17 protein-coding genes are annotated in these 16,422 nt (G+C 67.3%); 3 read left to right on the forward strand and 14 right to left on the reverse strand.

Annotation, left to right across the window (positions count from 1 at the left end; genetic code table 11):
* The 5 genes from ssb to HUU99_RS05715 form a co-directional block, all read right to left on the reverse strand.
* Window positions 1-506: single-stranded DNA-binding protein (gene ssb, locus HUU99_RS05695; RefSeq protein WP_174285617.1), on the reverse strand; the 506-nt coding region annotated here is incomplete at its 3' end.
* Between the two features lie 9 nt (window positions 507-515).
* The gene (gene feoB, locus HUU99_RS05700) at window positions 516-2,381 is read right to left on the reverse strand and encodes a ferrous iron transporter B (protein WP_174285618.1); all 1,866 of its coding nucleotides are present in this window, start codon (window positions 2,379-2,381) and stop codon (window positions 516-518) included.
* Window positions 2,382-2,394: 13 nt separating this feature from the next.
* A complete protein-coding gene (locus HUU99_RS05705) occupies window positions 2,395-2,658 on the reverse strand; it encodes a FeoA family protein (protein ID WP_174285619.1) in 264 nt (87 codons plus the stop codon).
* Between the two features lie 65 nt (window positions 2,659-2,723).
* A complete protein-coding gene (locus HUU99_RS05710; RefSeq protein ID WP_174285620.1) occupies window positions 2,724-3,371 on the reverse strand; it encodes a COQ9 family protein in 648 nt (215 codons plus the stop codon).
* On the reverse strand, window positions 3,368-4,336 hold the full coding sequence (locus HUU99_RS05715) for a DMT family transporter (RefSeq protein WP_174285621.1): 969 nt from the start codon (window positions 4,334-4,336) through the stop codon (window positions 3,368-3,370). The genes HUU99_RS05710 and HUU99_RS05715 overlap by 4 nt, the downstream gene beginning before the upstream one ends.
* A 60-nt stretch (window positions 4,337-4,396) precedes the next feature.
* Between HUU99_RS05715 and HUU99_RS05720 the strand changes: the two genes are divergently transcribed.
* Window positions 4,397-5,485, forward strand: a complete 1,089-nt coding sequence (locus HUU99_RS05720; protein WP_174285622.1) for an alkene reductase — start codon at window positions 4,397-4,399, stop codon at window positions 5,483-5,485.
* Window positions 5,486-5,773: 288 nt separating this feature from the next.
* Here the strand turns inward: HUU99_RS05720 and HUU99_RS05725 are convergent, their stop codons facing one another.
* The 8 genes from HUU99_RS05725 to gltX all read right to left on the reverse strand — a co-directional run bounded on the left by HUU99_RS05725 (window position 5,774) and on the right by gltX (window position 11,854).
* On the reverse strand, window positions 5,774-6,202 hold the full coding sequence (locus tag HUU99_RS05725; RefSeq protein ID WP_174285623.1) for a hypothetical protein: 429 nt from the start codon (window positions 6,200-6,202) through the stop codon (window positions 5,774-5,776).
* On the reverse strand, window positions 6,199-6,621 hold the full coding sequence (gene ribH, locus HUU99_RS05730; protein WP_174285624.1) for a 6,7-dimethyl-8-ribityllumazine synthase: 423 nt from the start codon (window positions 6,619-6,621) through the stop codon (window positions 6,199-6,201). The genes HUU99_RS05725 and ribH overlap by 4 nt, the downstream gene beginning before the upstream one ends.
* On the reverse strand, window positions 6,621-7,772 hold the full coding sequence (gene ribB / locus HUU99_RS05735) for a 3,4-dihydroxy-2-butanone-4-phosphate synthase (protein ID WP_174285625.1): 1,152 nt from the start codon (window positions 7,770-7,772) through the stop codon (window positions 6,621-6,623). The genes ribH and ribB overlap by 1 nt, the downstream gene beginning before the upstream one ends.
* Entirely contained in the window at window positions 7,756-8,379 is a 624-nt protein-coding gene (locus HUU99_RS05740; protein WP_174285626.1) for a riboflavin synthase, read from the reverse strand. The genes ribB and HUU99_RS05740 overlap by 17 nt, the downstream gene beginning before the upstream one ends.
* A gap of 1 nt (window position 8,380) precedes the next feature.
* Entirely contained in the window at window positions 8,381-9,340 is a 960-nt protein-coding gene (gene ribD / locus HUU99_RS05745) for a bifunctional diaminohydroxyphosphoribosylaminopyrimidine deaminase/5-amino-6-(5-phosphoribosylamino)uracil reductase RibD (RefSeq protein WP_368039924.1), read from the reverse strand.
* A gap of 14 nt (window positions 9,341-9,354) precedes the next feature.
* Window positions 9,355-9,705 carry a hypothetical protein gene (locus tag HUU99_RS05750; protein ID WP_174285628.1) on the reverse strand — a complete coding sequence of 117 codons (351 nt, stop codon included), beginning with the start codon at window positions 9,703-9,705 and terminating at the stop codon, window positions 9,355-9,357.
* 54 nt (window positions 9,706-9,759) lie between these two features.
* Window positions 9,760-10,422 (reverse strand): energy transducer TonB, encoded by a 663-nt coding sequence (locus HUU99_RS05755; RefSeq protein WP_174285629.1) that lies wholly within the window; start codon window positions 10,420-10,422, stop codon window positions 9,760-9,762.
* A gap of 103 nt (window positions 10,423-10,525) precedes the next feature.
* Window positions 10,526-11,854, reverse strand: a complete 1,329-nt coding sequence (gene gltX, locus HUU99_RS05760) for a glutamate--tRNA ligase (protein ID WP_174285630.1) — start codon at window positions 11,852-11,854, stop codon at window positions 10,526-10,528.
* A gap of 120 nt (window positions 11,855-11,974) precedes the next feature.
* Here gltX and HUU99_RS05765 point away from each other — a divergent pair, with 120 nt between their 5' ends.
* Complete coding sequence (locus HUU99_RS05765; RefSeq protein WP_174285631.1) at window positions 11,975-12,910, forward strand: ribose-phosphate pyrophosphokinase; 936 nt, start codon at window positions 11,975-11,977, stop codon at window positions 12,908-12,910.
* 26 nt (window positions 12,911-12,936) lie between these two features.
* Here HUU99_RS05765 and HUU99_RS05770 read toward each other — a convergent pair whose 3' ends face one another.
* Complete coding sequence (locus HUU99_RS05770; RefSeq protein ID WP_174285632.1) at window positions 12,937-13,830, reverse strand: LysR substrate-binding domain-containing protein; 894 nt, start codon at window positions 13,828-13,830, stop codon at window positions 12,937-12,939.
* 314 nt (window positions 13,831-14,144) lie between these two features.
* Here HUU99_RS05770 and HUU99_RS05775 point away from each other — a divergent pair, with 314 nt between their 5' ends.
* Window positions 14,145-16,412: a CDC48 family AAA ATPase gene (locus tag HUU99_RS05775; RefSeq protein ID WP_174285633.1), complete on the forward strand. Its 2,268-nt coding sequence runs from the start codon at window positions 14,145-14,147 to the stop codon at window positions 16,410-16,412.
* Window positions 16,413-16,422 lie beyond the last annotated feature (10 nt).

The following is a 16,422-nucleotide window of genomic DNA, read 5'->3' on the forward strand; positions in this document are numbered from 1 at the left end:
CCGAACCCGCCGCCGCCGCCGCGGTTCCCGCCGGCGGGTGCGTTCGCGCGTCCCCCGCCGCCATAGCCGCCCGCCGACCCGCCGCCCATGTCGTCCCCGCCGCTCGCCCAATCGTCGCCGCCGCCCCGACTTGCGCCACCACCACCGCCGCCGGGCGCGCCGTCGAGCATCGTGAGCATCGAGTTGAAGCCCTGCAGCACGATCTCGGTCGAATAGCGATCCGCGCCCGACTGGTCCTGCCATTTACGCGTCGTCAGCGCGCCCTCGATATAGACCTTGGACCCTTTGCGCAGATATTTCTCGGCAACCGTGGCCAGACCCTCGTTGAAGACCTTCACCGTGTGCCATTCGGTCTTTTCCTTGCGCTCGCCCGAATTGCGGTCCTTCCACGATTCGGACGTGGCGATCCGCATCTCGACGACCTTGCCGCCGTTCTGGAAGCTGCGGCTTTCGGGATCCTTGCCCAGATTGCCGACGAGAATGACCTTGTTGACGCTGCCTGCCATATTGCCTCGCTAGAGACCGGCGAGAACCGCCAGCCAGTAAGTGATTCCGGCGAACACATACGCCGCCACGAACAGGTACGTTACCATGAACGCGGGCCACTTCCACCCGTTCGTCTCACGCCGGGTCACCGCGATCGTCGAAATGCATTGCGGGGCGAAGACGAACCACATCAGGAAGGCCAGCGCGGTCGGCAGGTGCCAATGGCCGCGCAGATTGCTCGCCATCGCCTCGCCGCCCGACGCGCTTTCGGGATTGTCGATCGCATAGACCGTTCCGATCGCCGCGACCGCGACCTCGCGCGCGGCCATCGCCGGGATCAGCGCCAGGACGATGTCGCGGTTGAACCCGATCGGCGCGAACGCCGGCGCGATCCCGTTCGCGATCCGCCCGGCGATCGAATAATCGACCGCGGAAATGCGCGAATGTTCGGGCGGTTTGGGGAAACTGAGCAACGCCCACAGGATGATCGTCGAGGCCAGGATGATCGTGCCGGCGCGCTGCAGGAAGATCAGCGCGCGGCTCCATAGCCCGATCCCGAGATCGCGCAGCCGCGGCAGCTGGTATTTGGGCATCTCCATCATGAAGCCCGACGACGCGCCCTTGGTGACGGTCCGGCGCAGCACCAGCGCGGCGACGAACGCGCCGACGATGCCGAGGACGTACAGCGCCAGCATCACCAGCCCCTGCAGGCCGACGAACGGCAGCACGCGGATATTGGGGATGAACGCGCCGATGACCAATGTGTAGACGGGCAGCCGCGCGGAGCAGGTCATCAGCGGCGCGATCAGGATGGTCGTCAGCCGGTCCTTCTCGTCGTCGATCGTCCGCGTCGCCATGATGCCGGGGATCGCGCAGGCGAAGCTCGACAGCAGCGGGATGAACGCGCGCCCCGACAACCCCACGCCCGCCATCAGCCGGTCCATCAGGAACGCCGCACGGACCATGTAGCCGGTCGCCTCCAGCGCCAGGATGAACAGGAACAGGATCAGGATCTGCGGCAGGAACTTCACCACCGCCCCGACCCCCGCGATCCCGCCGTCGGTGATCAGCGACCGCAGCACCGAATCGGGCAGGACGCCCTTCACCAGCCCGGCGATCCGGTCGAACCCGGCGGCGATGGCGTCGGCCGGGGCGGCCCCTGCAAAGAACACCGCCTGGAACATGACGAACAGGATCGCCAGCAGCAGGATCGGCCCGGCGACCGGATGCAGCGCCACCGCATCGAACGCATGCGTCCAGCGGCGGACGGGCGATTCGGAAATCGTCGCCTTCGCGGCGATCGCGCGCGCGCGGCGTTGGAGCGTGACGATATCGGCCTGTATCGCGCTCGCGTCCGACGTGCGCGGCCGCGTGGCGCTATTCCCGATAACATCGGCCAGCACCGCGCGCAGCCGGTCGATCCCGCGCCTGCGCACAGCGACGGTCGCGACGACGGGCACCCCAAGCTCGCCTTCCAGAACTACGGGATCGAGCGTCAGCCCGTCGCGCTCGGCCAGGTCGACCATGTTGAGCGCGACGACGACCGGCAGACCCAGCGCGATCAGCTGCAACGTGAAGCGAAGATGATTGTCGAGATTGGCGGCATCGACCACGACGACCAGCGCATCGGGCAATCGCTCGCCGGATTGCGCACCCGTCAGGACATCGCGGGTGACTCGTTCGTCCGGCGACGACGGTTCCAGACTATAGGCACCGGGCAAGTCGACCAGTTCGACCGGACGGCCGTCGTCGAGCACCAGTCGCCCCGAATGCCGCTCGACCGTAACCCCGGGATAATTGCCGACCTTCTGCCGCGCCCCCGTCAGCGCGTTGAACAGCGCGCTCTTGCCGGCATTGGGGTTGCCGACCATCGCGACCAGCGGTGCGGCGTTCATCTAGCGTGCGGACCTAGGCCGGACGGACATGGATCGCGGCGGCGACCGCGCGGCGCAATGCCACGGTCATCCGCCCGATCCGGCACGCGATCGGCCCGCGGCCGAGCGTCGCGCGGTGCAGCACCTCGACCGCGACGCCTTCGTCGAACCCCAGTTCGCGCAACCGCCGCGCCTCGGGCACCGCTAGCCGCGCCCAGTCGATATCCGCGACCACCGCGCTTTGGCGGCGGGGCAGGGCTTCGAGGCTCAGGGAATCGAAACGGATCGCGGTCGCCATGGGATGGCATGTAGGTCAATTGCGATTGATTATCAATTACCATTCGCGTCATGTTCTCGACGGCATCACGCCACCGGATAGCGCAATCGTCCGATGAAGCGCGACAGGCTCGGCCGGAATTCGGCGCGCTTGACGATGCCGGCCTTCGCCTTCTCGAACCGCATGATCCCGGCGATCCGGCGCGCCAGGAACGCGCGTGTGTCGGCGAAATCCTCGCTGTCGTCGTCGAGGAACACCGTGATCGTCGCGCCGTAGACGCCGAGCAGGATCGCGCGCTTCGTGTAATGGTTGTAATCCGTCGCGATATCACCCGCGGTCCGCCAGATCAGGTCGACCGTCCGCCATCCCAGCCGCGCCCCGCGCGCAAGGTTCTGCGGCAGCGCGAGGACCGCCAGCGCACGGCGCAGCGCCTCCCGATCGGATGCCATCGCGCTCAACCGCGCCTCCACCAGCGCGGCGATCCGCTCCCGCACCTTCAGCGCGGCGATATCGGACGATGCGGCGACCATCGTCCGGTCGATATCGGCGAACCATGAATCGATCATGTCGACCGCGCCGCGCGGGAAAGCGAGCGCCGCGACCTCGCGGTCGACCCCCGCACTCTGCGCCGCGATGTCGCGCGCGGCATCGCCCCAGCCGTCGAACGCGGCATTGGCGGCGATCGAGGGCACGAGCAGTTCGCGGATTTCGTCGAGCGTCGGGTCGTCGGTCATATATCGTCCTTCGCCGCAAGATGCGCCGCACCGACGGCCGGCGCAACCCGTATGGGTCGTCGTACGAGAACCAAGGCCGCCGCGACCATTGCAGCGCCGATCAGGTCGGCGGCACCCGGCCGCTCGGCATATATGATCCAGCCGACCGTCCCCGCCACGATCGGCTGGATCAGCAGCGCGATCCCGATCACCAGCGGCGGCAGTTTGCCCAGCGCATAGACCATCGCGCCCTGCCCGAGCACCTGGCTGGCCAGCGCCAGCGCGACGAGCGGGCCCCAATGCGTCGGCACGATCCGCTCCCCCATCAGCAGCGCTAAGATCAGCAGCGGGACGATGCTGGCAACGGTCGAGATCGTCAGCACCGGGATCGGTGCCATCGCCGTCCGCGCGCGCGCCACCATCACCAGATACACCGTGTAGAGCGCACCCGCGAGCACGCACAGCAGGTCGCCCGTCAGATGCCGCGGGTCGAGCGCATAGGATCGCCCCATCAGCAACGCCGCACCCGCAAAGGCCAGCAGCAGCGCCCAACGCTGCATCCGCGTCGGCAGGCTGCGCGTCGCGACGAAGCCGTAGAGCGGGAACAGCAACGTCGCCGAATTGCCGAACAGCGTGGCGTTGGCGAGCGTCGTGCGAAGGATGCCGAGATGCCAGCTGGCGAGATCGGCCGCGAACGCGATCCCGCTCGCCGCCAGCAGCAGCCACATGACCGGCGTCAACCGCACCGGTCGCGCGCCGCTCGCCAGCGCGCCGACGATCAGCAGCGGCGCGGCGAGCGCGATCCGCCAGAACGCCGCCGCGACCGGACCGGTATCCGCCATGCGGACGAACCACGGCCCGAAGGCGAGCGCGACGTTGGCGACCACGACGGCGGCGAAAGCGCGCGCCGGAACGCGGGCGGTCGCGGGGATGACAGGATCGCTCGTCGGGGCAGCAGAAATTCTTTGCGGGCGGGCGGCGTGCATGCCGCCCTTTAGCGACCTATGTTCCGCGCGTCAGGCACTGAAACGGGAAGCCCAGCGACGATGCCCAATCTGTTCGACCCAATCCGGCTCGGTGCGATTGATGCGCCCAGCCGTATCCTCATGGCACCGCTGACCCGCGGCCGTGCGCAGAAATCCGGCGTGCCCACTGCGATCATGGCGGACTATTATACGCAGCGCGCGACCGCCGGGCTGATCATCAGCGAGGCGACGGGGATGAGCCGCGAAGGGCTCGGTTGGCCGTTCGCGCCCGGTCTGTGGACCGACGAACAGGTCGAAGGCTGGAAGCCGGTGACGGCTGCGGTGCATGGTGCAGGCGGCCGCATCGTCGCCCAGCTATGGCACATGGGCCGGCAGGTGCATTCGTCGGTGATCGGCGGCCAGCCGGTCTCGTCCTCCGCGACTCGCACGCCGGGGCAAGCGCACACGTTCGAAGGCAAGCAGGATTTCGAGACCGCGCGACCGCTCGACATCGCGGAAATCCCGCGATTGCTCGACGATTATGCGCTGGCCACGACGAACGCGATCGCCGCCGGGTTCGACGGCGTGCAGATTCATGCCGCCAATGGCTATCTGATCGACCAGTTCCTGCGCGACAACGCGAATTTCCGCGACGATCGCTACGGGGGCAGCGCGGAGAATCGAATCCGTCTTCTCCGCGAAGTGACGGAGCGCGTCGCCTCCGTCGCCGGCGCGGATCGCACCGCGGTGCGCCTGTCGCCCAACGGCGAGTCGCAGGGCGTGGACGACAGCAATCCGGAAAGCGTGTTCCTGCCCGCCGCCAAGGCGCTCGACGAGATCGGCATCGCCTTCCTCGAACTGCGCGAGCCCGGGCCCGAGGGGACGTTCGGCCGTACCGACGTACCGCGGCTCTCGCCGAAAATCCGCCAGGTCTTCGACGGCCCGCTGATCACGAACTCGGATTATTTCACGCGCGAACAGGCGCAGGCCGCACTCGACACGGGCGATGTCGACGCGATCAGCTTCGGCCGCGCGTTCATCGGGAACCCCGACCTGCCCGAACGCCTGCGCACCGGCGCGGCGCTGGCGAAGGACGATCCCAGGACGTGGTACAGCCGGGGGGCCGAGGGGTATATCGACTATCCGGCGCTTGAGACGGTAGAGGCGTAAGCCGCTTCCATCCTGGCGATCCGGACTAATCCTAATGTCCGCCGCCGGTAAACTGCCACCCCGGCGAAGGCCGGAGCCCAGTTGCAATCCGGTCATGAGGGCGGTTGCGCTTCGTTACAGATGCTTACCCAACTGGGCCCCGGCCTCCGCCGGGGTGGGGCGTAGCGGCCTGCATCTAGAGGAGGATGACCTTACATCGAACCGTCGTTGCGAGAAACGAAGCGACGCGGCAACCCGAGTCTTATGCAGCGCGCGGTGGCAATAAGGCCAACGGCGATGCGCATGCGTTCAACTTCCGTTCAAGACCCGGGGCCCGCCCCCCGCCTCTTCGCGCCGACGCAGCGTGATCCACCAACGCTCGCGCTCCGACCTGACCGCCGCGTCACACGTTTCCAATACGGTAACGACGACGCATATCTCGGCGTCATAGGCCTTGCGGAGTTGGTGATGGATGGCGCGGTAATCTTTCGTCGGGTCGCCGTGCCAGAAACGTCCTTCGATCATGCTTCGGACGTTCTGGGGATAATCGCGCAATCGCTTCCGAAGCACCTTGGCCTTTCCGACATAGAGTCCTTCGCCTTCGATGGACCACTGATAGACGCCGGCTCCATCCATATTGACGGACGCATCGACGATCAGATGAAACCAGTCTCGCCGAAGTTCTGGCCGCGGTGAGGAGGCTTCGGTGAAAAGCACCGGCTCGGCCACCGGCGTCACCGCGCGAACCGGTCCTTCAGCGCCAGCATCGCCAACGCCGCGGTCGCCGCGCCGCCGCCCTTGTCGAGCTGCGTAGGCTCGGCACGGACGATCGCCTGCGCCTCGTCCTCGGTCGTCAGGATGCCGTTGCCGATCGCGAGCCCGTCCATCGACAATGCCATCAGCCCGCGCGCGCTTTCGCCGGCGACGATCTCAAAATGATAGGTCTCCCCGCGGATGACGACGCCGAGTGCGACATAGGCGTCGTAGCGCCCGCTTTCGGACGCCAGTGCGATCGCGCCCGGCACCTCCAGCGCGCCGGGGACGGTGATCGTTTCGTGACTGTGCCCCGCCGTCTCGATCGCCGCGCGCGCGCCCGCCAGCAGCAGGTCGTTCAAATGGTCGTAGAAGCGCGCCTCGACGATCAGGACAAGTGCCATCAATCTCCCCCCGTGCCGGGAATCGGGCGTTCGCCGACGATCGACAGGCCATAGCCTTCCAGACCGACCAGCGTGTGGTGCGTGTTGGTCAGCAGGATCATTTCCTCGACCCCCAATTCGGCGAGGATCTGCGCACCGACGCCGTAATCGCGCAGCTCCTCGACCTCGGGCGCGCCAGCACCCTTGCCCTCGCCGCGCAGCTTGATGAAGCGCGACAGCGAATCCTTCATCGGCCGGTTGATGACGACGATGACCCCGGTTCCGTCCTCGGCGATCGTCTCCATCGATCGCGACAACAGCCCCGACCGCTCCGACGCTTCGCCGAACATGTCGACGAAGAAGGATGCGGTATGCATCCGGACCAGCGTCGGCTTCTCCGGATCGATCCGGCCCTTCACCAGCGTGATCGTCTCGTCGCCCGTCGCCTTGTTGTGGAACGTCATCGCCTTCCACGTGCCGCCCCAGCGCGATTCGAAATTCATCTCCGCGCGCTTCTCGACCAGATGGTCGTGGCGGCGGCGATAGGCGATCAGGTCGCGGATCGTGCCGATCTTGAGGTTATGCAGTTGCGCGAAAGAGACGAGGTCGTCGAGCCGGCTCATCGTGCCGTCGTCGTTCATGATCTCGCAGATCACGCCCGACGGATTGAGTCCGGCGAGCCGCGCGACGTCGACCGCCGCTTCGGTATGGCCCGCGCGTACCAATACCCCGCCGTCGCGCGCGACCAGCGGGAAGACATGGCCGGGCGTCACGATCTCGTCGCGGCCCTTGCCTGCGTCGATCGCGACCGCGACCGTGCGCGCGCGGTCGGCGGCGGAGATCCCCGTCGTCACCCCGTCGCGCGCCTCGATCGAAGTGGTGAACGCGGTCTCGTGCCGAGTGCCGTTATTGCGGCTCATCAGCCCGAGGCCGAGCGCGTCGACGCGTTTCTTCGTCAGCGCGAGGCAGATGAGCCCGCGGCCATGGCGCGCCATGAAGTTGATCTTCTCCGGCGTCGCCATCTGCGCCGGGATGACCAGATCGCCCTCGTTCTCGCGGTCCTCGTCGTCGACCAGGATGAACATCCGCCCGTTGCGCGCCTCGTCGACGATCTCCTCGGGGCTGGAGAGATATCCATGGCGCAGGCGTGCGAGTTCAGCCGGCTTTTGCACGATAATGATCCATCCGCTGGAGGTAACGGGCGAGTACGTCGATCTCGATATTGACCGCCTGGCCCGGCACGAGCGCACCGAGCGTGGTCATCGCCTGGGTATGGGGAATGACGTTGATGCTGAAGAGCGACGCGTCTGCCGCATCCTCGACGGTGTTGACGGTCAGCGAGACGCCGTCGACCGTCACCGATCCCTTGGCGGCGATGAAGGGCGCGATATCGGCCGGTACGCGGATCGCGATTCGTTTCGAGTCGCCTTCCGGGTCGACGTCGACGATCGTCGCCAAACCATCGACATGCCCGGTGACGATATGCCCGCCCAGTTCGTCGCCCAATTTCATCGCGCGTTCGAGATTGAGGCGACGGCCCTGCATCCACTGGTCCGCCGCGGTACGCGCGATCGTCTCCCCCGAGACGTCGACCGCGAACCAGCCGGGCGCCCCGGCAGGGGATTTGTCGACGACGGTCAGGCACACCCCCGAACAGGCGATCGACGCACCGAGGTCGATCCCTGCGGTGTCGTAGGTGGTCGAGACCACGACGCGCGTATCGCCCCGCGTCTCGACTCGGTCGATCCTGCCGATATCGGTGATGATGCCCGTAAACATGTCAGTTCCGTTCGTAGACCTCGACCCGGTCGCTGCCAAGCATGCGGGTATCGTGCAACCGCCACCGGCCATGCGCATCGGCCAGATCGGCCAGCCCGATATCGCCGACCGACGCGCGCCCCCCACCGATCAGGATCGGCGCGCGGTAAAGCAGCAGCCGATCGACCAGATCTTCGTACAGAAACGCCGCCGCGGTCCGCGCGCCGCCTTCGACCAGCACATGATCGCCGGTAAGCGTCGCGATGGCCGCCGGCGCGTCGATCACGGTCCAGCCGGGGATCGGACCGCCGCGCGACAGCAGGATCCGCGCCGGCGACCGATCCGCCAATCCCGCCAGCCGCACGTCGAGCGACGGCGAATCGGCGTCATATGTCCCGCGTCCGATCAGGATCGCCTCGTGCCGGCTTCGCTCCAGATGCACGTGCGCGCGCGCCTCCGGCCCGGTGATCCAGCGGCTGCGCCCGTCCGCCAGCGCGATGCAGCCGTCGAGCGACGTGGCGAGCTTCAGCGTCACCTGTGGGCGACCGAGCGCGCGGCGTGCGAGGAACCCCGCCATCACCCGCCGCGCCTCGACGGCGAGCACCCCCGTTTCGACCGCGATTCCCGCCGCGCGCAGGCGGGCGCTGCCCGCCCCGAGGGTGCGCGGATCGGGGTCCTCGATCGCGACGACGACGCGCGCGATACCGGCCGCGACCAGCAGGTCCGAACAGGCCGGCCCGCGGGGCGATACATGCGCGCACGGTTCCAGCGTGACATAGGCGGTCGCGCCCCGTGCGGCCTCACCCGCCGCCGCCAGCGCCATCGCCTCGGCATGCGGCCGGCCGCCTACCTGCGTCCAGCCGCGCCCGACCACCACGCCGCGTGCGACGATCACGCAACCGACATTGGGGTTCGGTGCGGTTCGGCCCCGCGGCCGCTCGCCGATCGCGAGCGCAGCGGCCATCCAGCGCCGGTCCTCCACGGACGATTGCCGGGTCAGATCCCCATCGCCTTCAGACGATCGTCGATCTTCTTGTACTGCGCCTGCAGTTTCGCCTGTTCCGCCTTTTGTTCGGCGATGCGTTTTTCCTTGTCGAACTGGTCGATCTTCTGCTGCGCGCGGATCTGCGCGTCGGTGCGCGACAGCGGCCATTGCTCGACATAAATGATCGTCGGCTGGTATGCTGGCCGGATGTCGTTCGCGTCGCGGAGGAACGCGAACAGCACGACCCCCGTGATCGCCATCGCGGTGGCGAAGAACATCAGCTCGTATTTCCCGCGCTGCGCGAGGAAGACGCGAAGATCGCGCACCGCGCGCAGCGGCGAGAAGCGGGTGAGAAAGCTCATGAGCCCGAAATAGGCGCGAGGCGGGCGCTAGACCAGCCCTGCGCCGTCCGATCACTATTCCTGCAGGACGAAGCTGATCGCCATCGTCCGCCACGCCTCCTCGGGCACGCCGCCGCGTGTCGCGGGCGTGAAGCGCCAATGCGACAAGGCCTGGCGCTGGGTCGCGCGCCAGAAGGCATCGCTGGTCGCGCTTGTCTTCTCGACCTGGCGGACGCGGCCATCCACCCCGACCAACACGCGAACGATCACGCGCCCCTGACGGCTCGCCCGGGTTTCCTCGGGCGGGTAGTCGGGTTGCAGGTCACGGACATAGCGCGGATCGAACTGCGGGCCGACGAGCGGCGGCATCGGTGTGGGCGTGGGCGTCGCAGTCGCGGTGCCGGTCGCCATGCCGGTGCCGTCCGACGTCGGCCCGGGCGTGGGCGGGAACGGGGTTGGGGTGAGATCGGCTCTCGGTATCGACGGTACGATCGGGATCGGCGCGGGGACCGGGTGCGGCGCTTGGCGAGCGCGAGTCACGGGCTTTGGTGGCGGCAGCGGTTCGGGCGGCGGATCGATCGGGACAGGATAGGTCCTCAGCGGCGGATCGCGGCGGATAGTGACCATGTCGGGTGCCGCGAAGATCAGCGCGGTGATCGCCGCGCCGTTGACGACGAGCGCGATCCCCGCGCTCCGTGGGTCGAGTCCTTGTCGTGGCGATCGCCTGTCCGCGTACATCCTTCGGTCTCCTCATTCTCCTCGAGGGGCAGCGACTCTCCGGCCGCCGACGACATGATACATCATTACGTGGTCAAGCCAATAGCCGTTGCAGTCGATCGTTTCAGGTCCGGCGGAGTCGTTCGACCGCGCGATCGCGACCGATCAGCGGCAGCAACGCCGCCATATCGGGGCCGTGATCGAGGCCGGTCAGGGCGCGGCGGAGCGGCAGGAACAGCGGCTTGCCCTTGCGCCCGGTCGCGTCCTTCAACGCGGCGGTGAGCGCGTGCCAGGGATCGCCCGCCCAGTCGATCGTCACGACAATATCCGCAGCGGCGTCGAGATACGCGCGATCCTCGCCGGCGTCGGGCGCGTCGATCGGGCCTTCGATGACCCGCCACCAATCGGCGGCATCGGAGAGGGTCGACAGATTGGGCCGCACCGCATCCCATTCGGCGGCGCGCATCCCGACGGGCAGCCGTGCGGCGACGACGTCATAAGGCAGCTGATGGACGATCCGCGCGTTCAGCTGCGTCAGTTCGGCGTCGTCGAACCGCGCCGGCGCACGGCCGAACCGCGCGAAGTCGAACGAGCCGGTGAGGATGTCGGTATCCAGAATCGGCTCGACCGGATCGCTGGTTCCGATCCGTGCGAGAAACGCCCGCACCGCGACAGGCTCGATCCCGGCCTCACGGAAATGATCGACGCCGAGCGAACCGAGCCGCTTCGACAATTTGCCCTCCGACCCGGTCAGCAGCGCGGCGTGCGCGAAGGCGGGTGCCGCGGCATCCATCGCCGCGAACATCTGCAATTGGAGCGCGGTGTTCGACACATGATCCTCGCCGCGCACGACATCGGTGATCCCCATGTCGACATCGTCGATCGCGGACGGCAGCATGTAGAGCCACGATCCGTCCGCGCGGCGGATCACCGGGTCGCTCATCGTGGCGGGATCGAACCGCTGCACCCCTCGCACCCGGTCGTCCCATGCGATCGGCCGATCGTGATCGAGCTTGAACCGCCAATGCGGCTTCACGCCATCCGCTGCGAACGCCGCGCGTGCCGCGTCCGTCAGGCCGAGCGCGGCGCGGTCGTAGACCGGGGGCAGGCCGCGCCCGAGTTGCACCTTGCGCTTCAGATCCAGTTCCTGCGCGGTCTCGTAAGCCGGATAGATCCGTCCCGCCGCGACCAGTTCGGCAAAGCGCCGTTCGTAGAGCGCGAACCGTTCGGATTGGCGCACCTCGCCATCGGGCGTCAGTTCCAGCCAGCCGAGATCGGCGCGGATCGAATCGACGAAGCGCTCCTCGCTGCGCGCCGCATCGGTGTCGTCGATCCGAAGCAGGAACCGGCCGCCGGTCTTTTTCGCCCAGAGCCAGTTGTGAAGCGCGCTGCGGATATTGCCCACGTGCAGCCGACCGGTCGGCGACGGGGCAAAGCGGGTGACGGTCGTCATGGTGCCGCCCTAGATGCAAAGCGTGGCGGCCTCAAATCGCCAGCACCGGATTTCGACGGAATGTTTGCGTCCTTCGGGCACGAGACTATGAAGCGCGGCAGTCGGGACGGGACACGCGCGATGAAATTGATGACCGGCAATTCGAACCTGCCGCTGGCACGCGCCATCGCCGGCTACCTGGAAATCCCGTTGACCGACGCGCTGGTCCGCCGCTTCGCGGACGAAGAGATCTTCGTCGAGATCAACGAGAATGTCCGCGGCGAGGACGTGTTCGTGCTCCAGTCGACCGGCTATCCCGCCAACGACAATCTGATGGAATTGCTGATCTGCATCGACGCGCTGAAACGCGCGTCGGCGAAGCGGATCACTGCGGTCATCCCCTATTTCGGCTATGCGCGGCAGGACCGCAAACCCGGACCGCGCACGCCGATTTCGGCGAAGCTGGTCGCGAACCTGATCACCGTCGCCGGCGCGGACCGGGTGCTGTCGATCGATCTGCACGCGGGCCAGATCCAGGGCTTCTTCGATATCCCGACCGACAATCTCTATGCTGCGCCGGTCATGTCCGCGGACATCGTCGCGCGGTTCAAGGGACGCAACATGATGGTCGTCTCGCCCGATGTCGGCGGCGTGGTGCGCGCGCGCCAACTGGCGAAACGGCTCGACAACGCCCCGCTCGCGATCGTCGACAAACGCCGCGAACGTGCGGGCGAATCCGAGGTGATGAACATCATCGGCGAGGTCGAAGGGCGGTTCTGCATCCTGATCGACGACATCGTCGATTCTGCGGGTACGCTGTGCAATGCCGCAGCGGCGCTGCGCGAGGCCGGGGCGGAGGATGTCGTCGCTTATGTGACGCACGGCGTCCTGTCGGGCGGCGCGGTGGCGCGGGTCGAGGGATCGGTGCTGAGCGAACTGGTCATCACCGATTCGATCGGCAATCACGAGACGATCGGATCGACGAAGAAGATCCGGCATCTGCCGATCGCGCCGCTGCTGGGCGAGGCGATCAAGCGCATCGCGGACGAGACCAGCGTGTCGAGCTTGTTCGACTGATCGACGAACGCGCTCGGTGGTGGCGGCTAAACCCCCGCCCCCTCCTGCAATGCCCCGATCAGCCAATCGTGGAACAGCCGCACCGGTTTCTGCCGAAGCGCGCGCGGGCGGCATACGAACCAATAGCTGTACGGGCTTTCGACATCGATATCGAACAGCCGCACCAGCCGTGGATCGGCGGCGTCGGCGAAATGGCTTTCATGCATGAACGCAACGCCGAGCCCCTGCGCCGCCGCCTCGAGCATCAGCGGCCCCGAATCGAAATGATCGATCGCGAGCGGCTCCATATCGCCGAGCCCGGCTGCCTGCCGCCAGGCGGTGAAGGTATCCGCCATGTCGCGGTGGACGAGCGCTGTCAGCGTCGCCAATTGTTGCGGGCGCACGACCGGGTCCGGCCCCTCGGTCAGGCGGCGCGCGCCGATGACATAGATCGAGTTGCGATCAAGCCGGTGCCCGTAAAGCAAGGGATCGATCTCGCGCGCCAGGGCGATCACCGCATCCAGCCCCTCGCCGAGCCGCGCGATGCCGTGCCCCGCGGTATCGATATCGAGATGCAGTTCCGGGTGCGCCGCGCGTAATTCGCCGAGCCGGGGGAACAGCCGCTGCGACGCGAACAGCGGCAGGACACCGAGGCGCAACCGCAACACCTCGGTTCCGCTCGTCATCGCCTCGACCGCGTCGGACAACTGGTCGAGCACCGGCGCGATCTGCGCGAGCAGCCGTTCGCCATCGGCATTGATCACGATCGTTTGATGGCGGCGATCGAACAGCGACCGGCCGATAAAGCGTTCCAGGTTCTGGACGCGCCGGCTGAGCGCGGGCGCAGACAGGGCAAGCTCGTTCGCCGCGGCCTTCACCGAGCCAAGCCGGGCAACCTGGACAAAGGCCTCGATCGCGCCGAGCGGCGGCAGCCTGCGCATCGCTCTTCTCCTCCCGCCTTGGCCGACGAAATGCCGACAGACCCGATCGACCCCGATTTCATACGCTGACGATCGCGGCCACTGAGTGCGTTTTTTGCAATCATGCACACGCCCTTCGCACTTGCAACATATTTTGATGGCGGCCAGAAGGATCGGGCCTTTCAGGCATCCTCTCCTAAAAACTTTCACGGGTCGATCCTCACGGATCGACCCTTTTTTTGCGCCCTGCCGTGCGCGCTGGGCCATCGGTCGGAACCCGGGCCCCCTGTCGCCCGCTACTGTCGGCACATGCCGAACCAACGGGGCGAATGACGATGGCGGATACGGAAGCGGGCGTCCGCAAGGTTCAAGTGGCGAACAGCCGGCCCGAAGACAGCGGCCGCGGTCTGGCGCATCTACCGCGCGCGATGATGACCGCGCTCGGGGTCGGCGAGGGCGACGTGATCGAGATCCTCGGCAAGCAATCGACCCCCGCGCGCGCGGTAGGTCCTTATGCGGAGGACGAAGGCCTCGACATCATCCGCATCGACGGGCTTCAGCGGGCCAATGCAGGCGTCGGATCAGGCGATTTCGTCGAAGTGCGCAAAGCCGAGTCGAAACCCGCGACGCGCGTCGTCTTTGCGCCCGCGCAGCAGAACCTCCGTCTGCAGGGATCGAGCAACGCGCTGAAACGCACCTTTCTCGGCCGCCCCTTCTGCCAGGGCGACATCGTCGCGACTGCGGGGCACCAGCGTGTCGCCGACATGCCGCCGCAGGTCCAGCGCTTCATGAACGCGCCGGCCTATGCATTGCAGGAAGTCCGGCTGCTGGTCGTCGCGGCGAGCCCCAAGGGCATCGTCCATATCGACGAGCATACCGAAATCGAGCTGCGTCCGGAGTACGAAGAACCCGCCGCCGCCCGACGCGCGGACGTGACGTACGACGATATCGGCGGCATGGCGGCGACGATCGATCAGCTGCGCGAGATGGTCGAGCTGCCGCTGCGCTATCCCGAGCTGTTCCAGCGGCTCGGCGTCGATCCGCCCAAGGGGCTGCTGCTCTATGGCCCGCCCGGTACCGGCAAGACGCGCCTCGCGCGTGCGGTCGCGAACGAGAGCGACGCGCAGTTCTTCCTCATCAACGGTCCCGAGATCATGGGGTCGGCGTACGGCGAGTCGGAAGGCCGGCTGCGCCAGGTGTTCGAGGAAGCGACCAAGGCCGCGCCGTCGATCGTCTTCATCGACGAGATCGATTCGATCGCGCCCAAACGCGGACAAGTGTCGGGCGAGGCGGAGAAGCGCCTGGTCGCGCAATTGCTGACGTTGATGGACGGGCTGGAGTCCCGGGCGAACCTGGTCGTGATCGCCGCGACCAACCGTCCCGAGGCGATCGACGAGGCGCTGCGTCGCCCGGGCCGGTTCGACCGCGAGATCGTCGTCGGCGTCCCCGACGAGCGCGGGCGGCGCGAGATCCTGGGCATCCACACGCGCGGTATGCCGATCGGCGAGCGGGTCGATCTGGACGAATTGGCGCGCACGACCTTCGGCTTCGTCGGCGCGGACCTGGCCGCGCTGACCCGCGAGGCGGCGATCGAGGCGGTGCGGCGGATCATGCCGAAGCTGAATCTGGAAGAGCGCACGATCCCGGCCGAGGTGCTGGAAACGCTGTCGGTGACGCGCGAGGATTTCCTCGGCGCGCTGAAGCGCGTGCAGCCGAGCGCGATGCGCGAGGTGATGGTCGAGGCACCGCGCGTCCGCTGGGAGGATGTCGGCGGGCTCGACGATGCGCAGATGCGGCTGAAGGAGGGCGTCGAACTCCCCTTGAAGGACCCGGAGGCGTTTCGCCGCCTCGGCATCCGGCCGGCCAAGGGATTTCTCCTGTACGGCCCGCCCGGCACCGGGAAGACGCTGCTGGCCAAGGCGGTCGCGCGCGAGGCGCAGGCCAATTTCATCGCGACCAAATCGTCCGACCTGCTGAGCAAATGGTATGGCGAGAGCGAACAACAGATCGCCCGCCTGTTCGCCCGCGCGCGACAGGTAAGCCCGTGCATCATCTTCCTCGACGAACTCGATTCGCTGGTGCCCGCGCGCGGTAGTGGCGGCGGTGAGCCGCAGGTGACCGAACGCGTCGTAAACACGATTCTCGCCGAGATGGACGGGCTGGAGGAACTGCAATCGGTCGTCGTGATCGGCGCGACCAACCGGCCCAACCTCGTCGATCCGGCGCTGCTTCGGCCGGGACGGTTCGACGAGCTGGTCTATGTCGGGGTGCCCGACGAACCCGGGCGGCGGCGGATCCTGTCGATCCAGACGGAGAAGATGCCGCTGGCGGACGATGTCGACTTGGACGTGGTCGCGCACCGCACCGACCGGTTCACCGGTGCCGATCTGGGTGACGTGGTCCGCCGCGCCGGGCTGGTCGCGCTGCGCCGTTCGATCGCGACCGACCGCGTGGCAATGGCGGATTTCGAAACCGCTCTCGGCGAATCGCGTGCGTCGGTGACGCCCGAGATGGAACGCGACTACGAGCAGATGGCGGCACGGTTGAAACAGGACGCCTCGGCGATCCAGCCGCTGGGGTTCGCGTTTCCTCGACCAACGTAGATCCTCCCCG

The organism is Sphingomonas bacterium (assembly GCF_903642285.1).
Taxonomy (GTDB): domain Bacteria; phylum Pseudomonadota; class Alphaproteobacteria; order Sphingomonadales; family Sphingomonadaceae; genus Sphingomonas.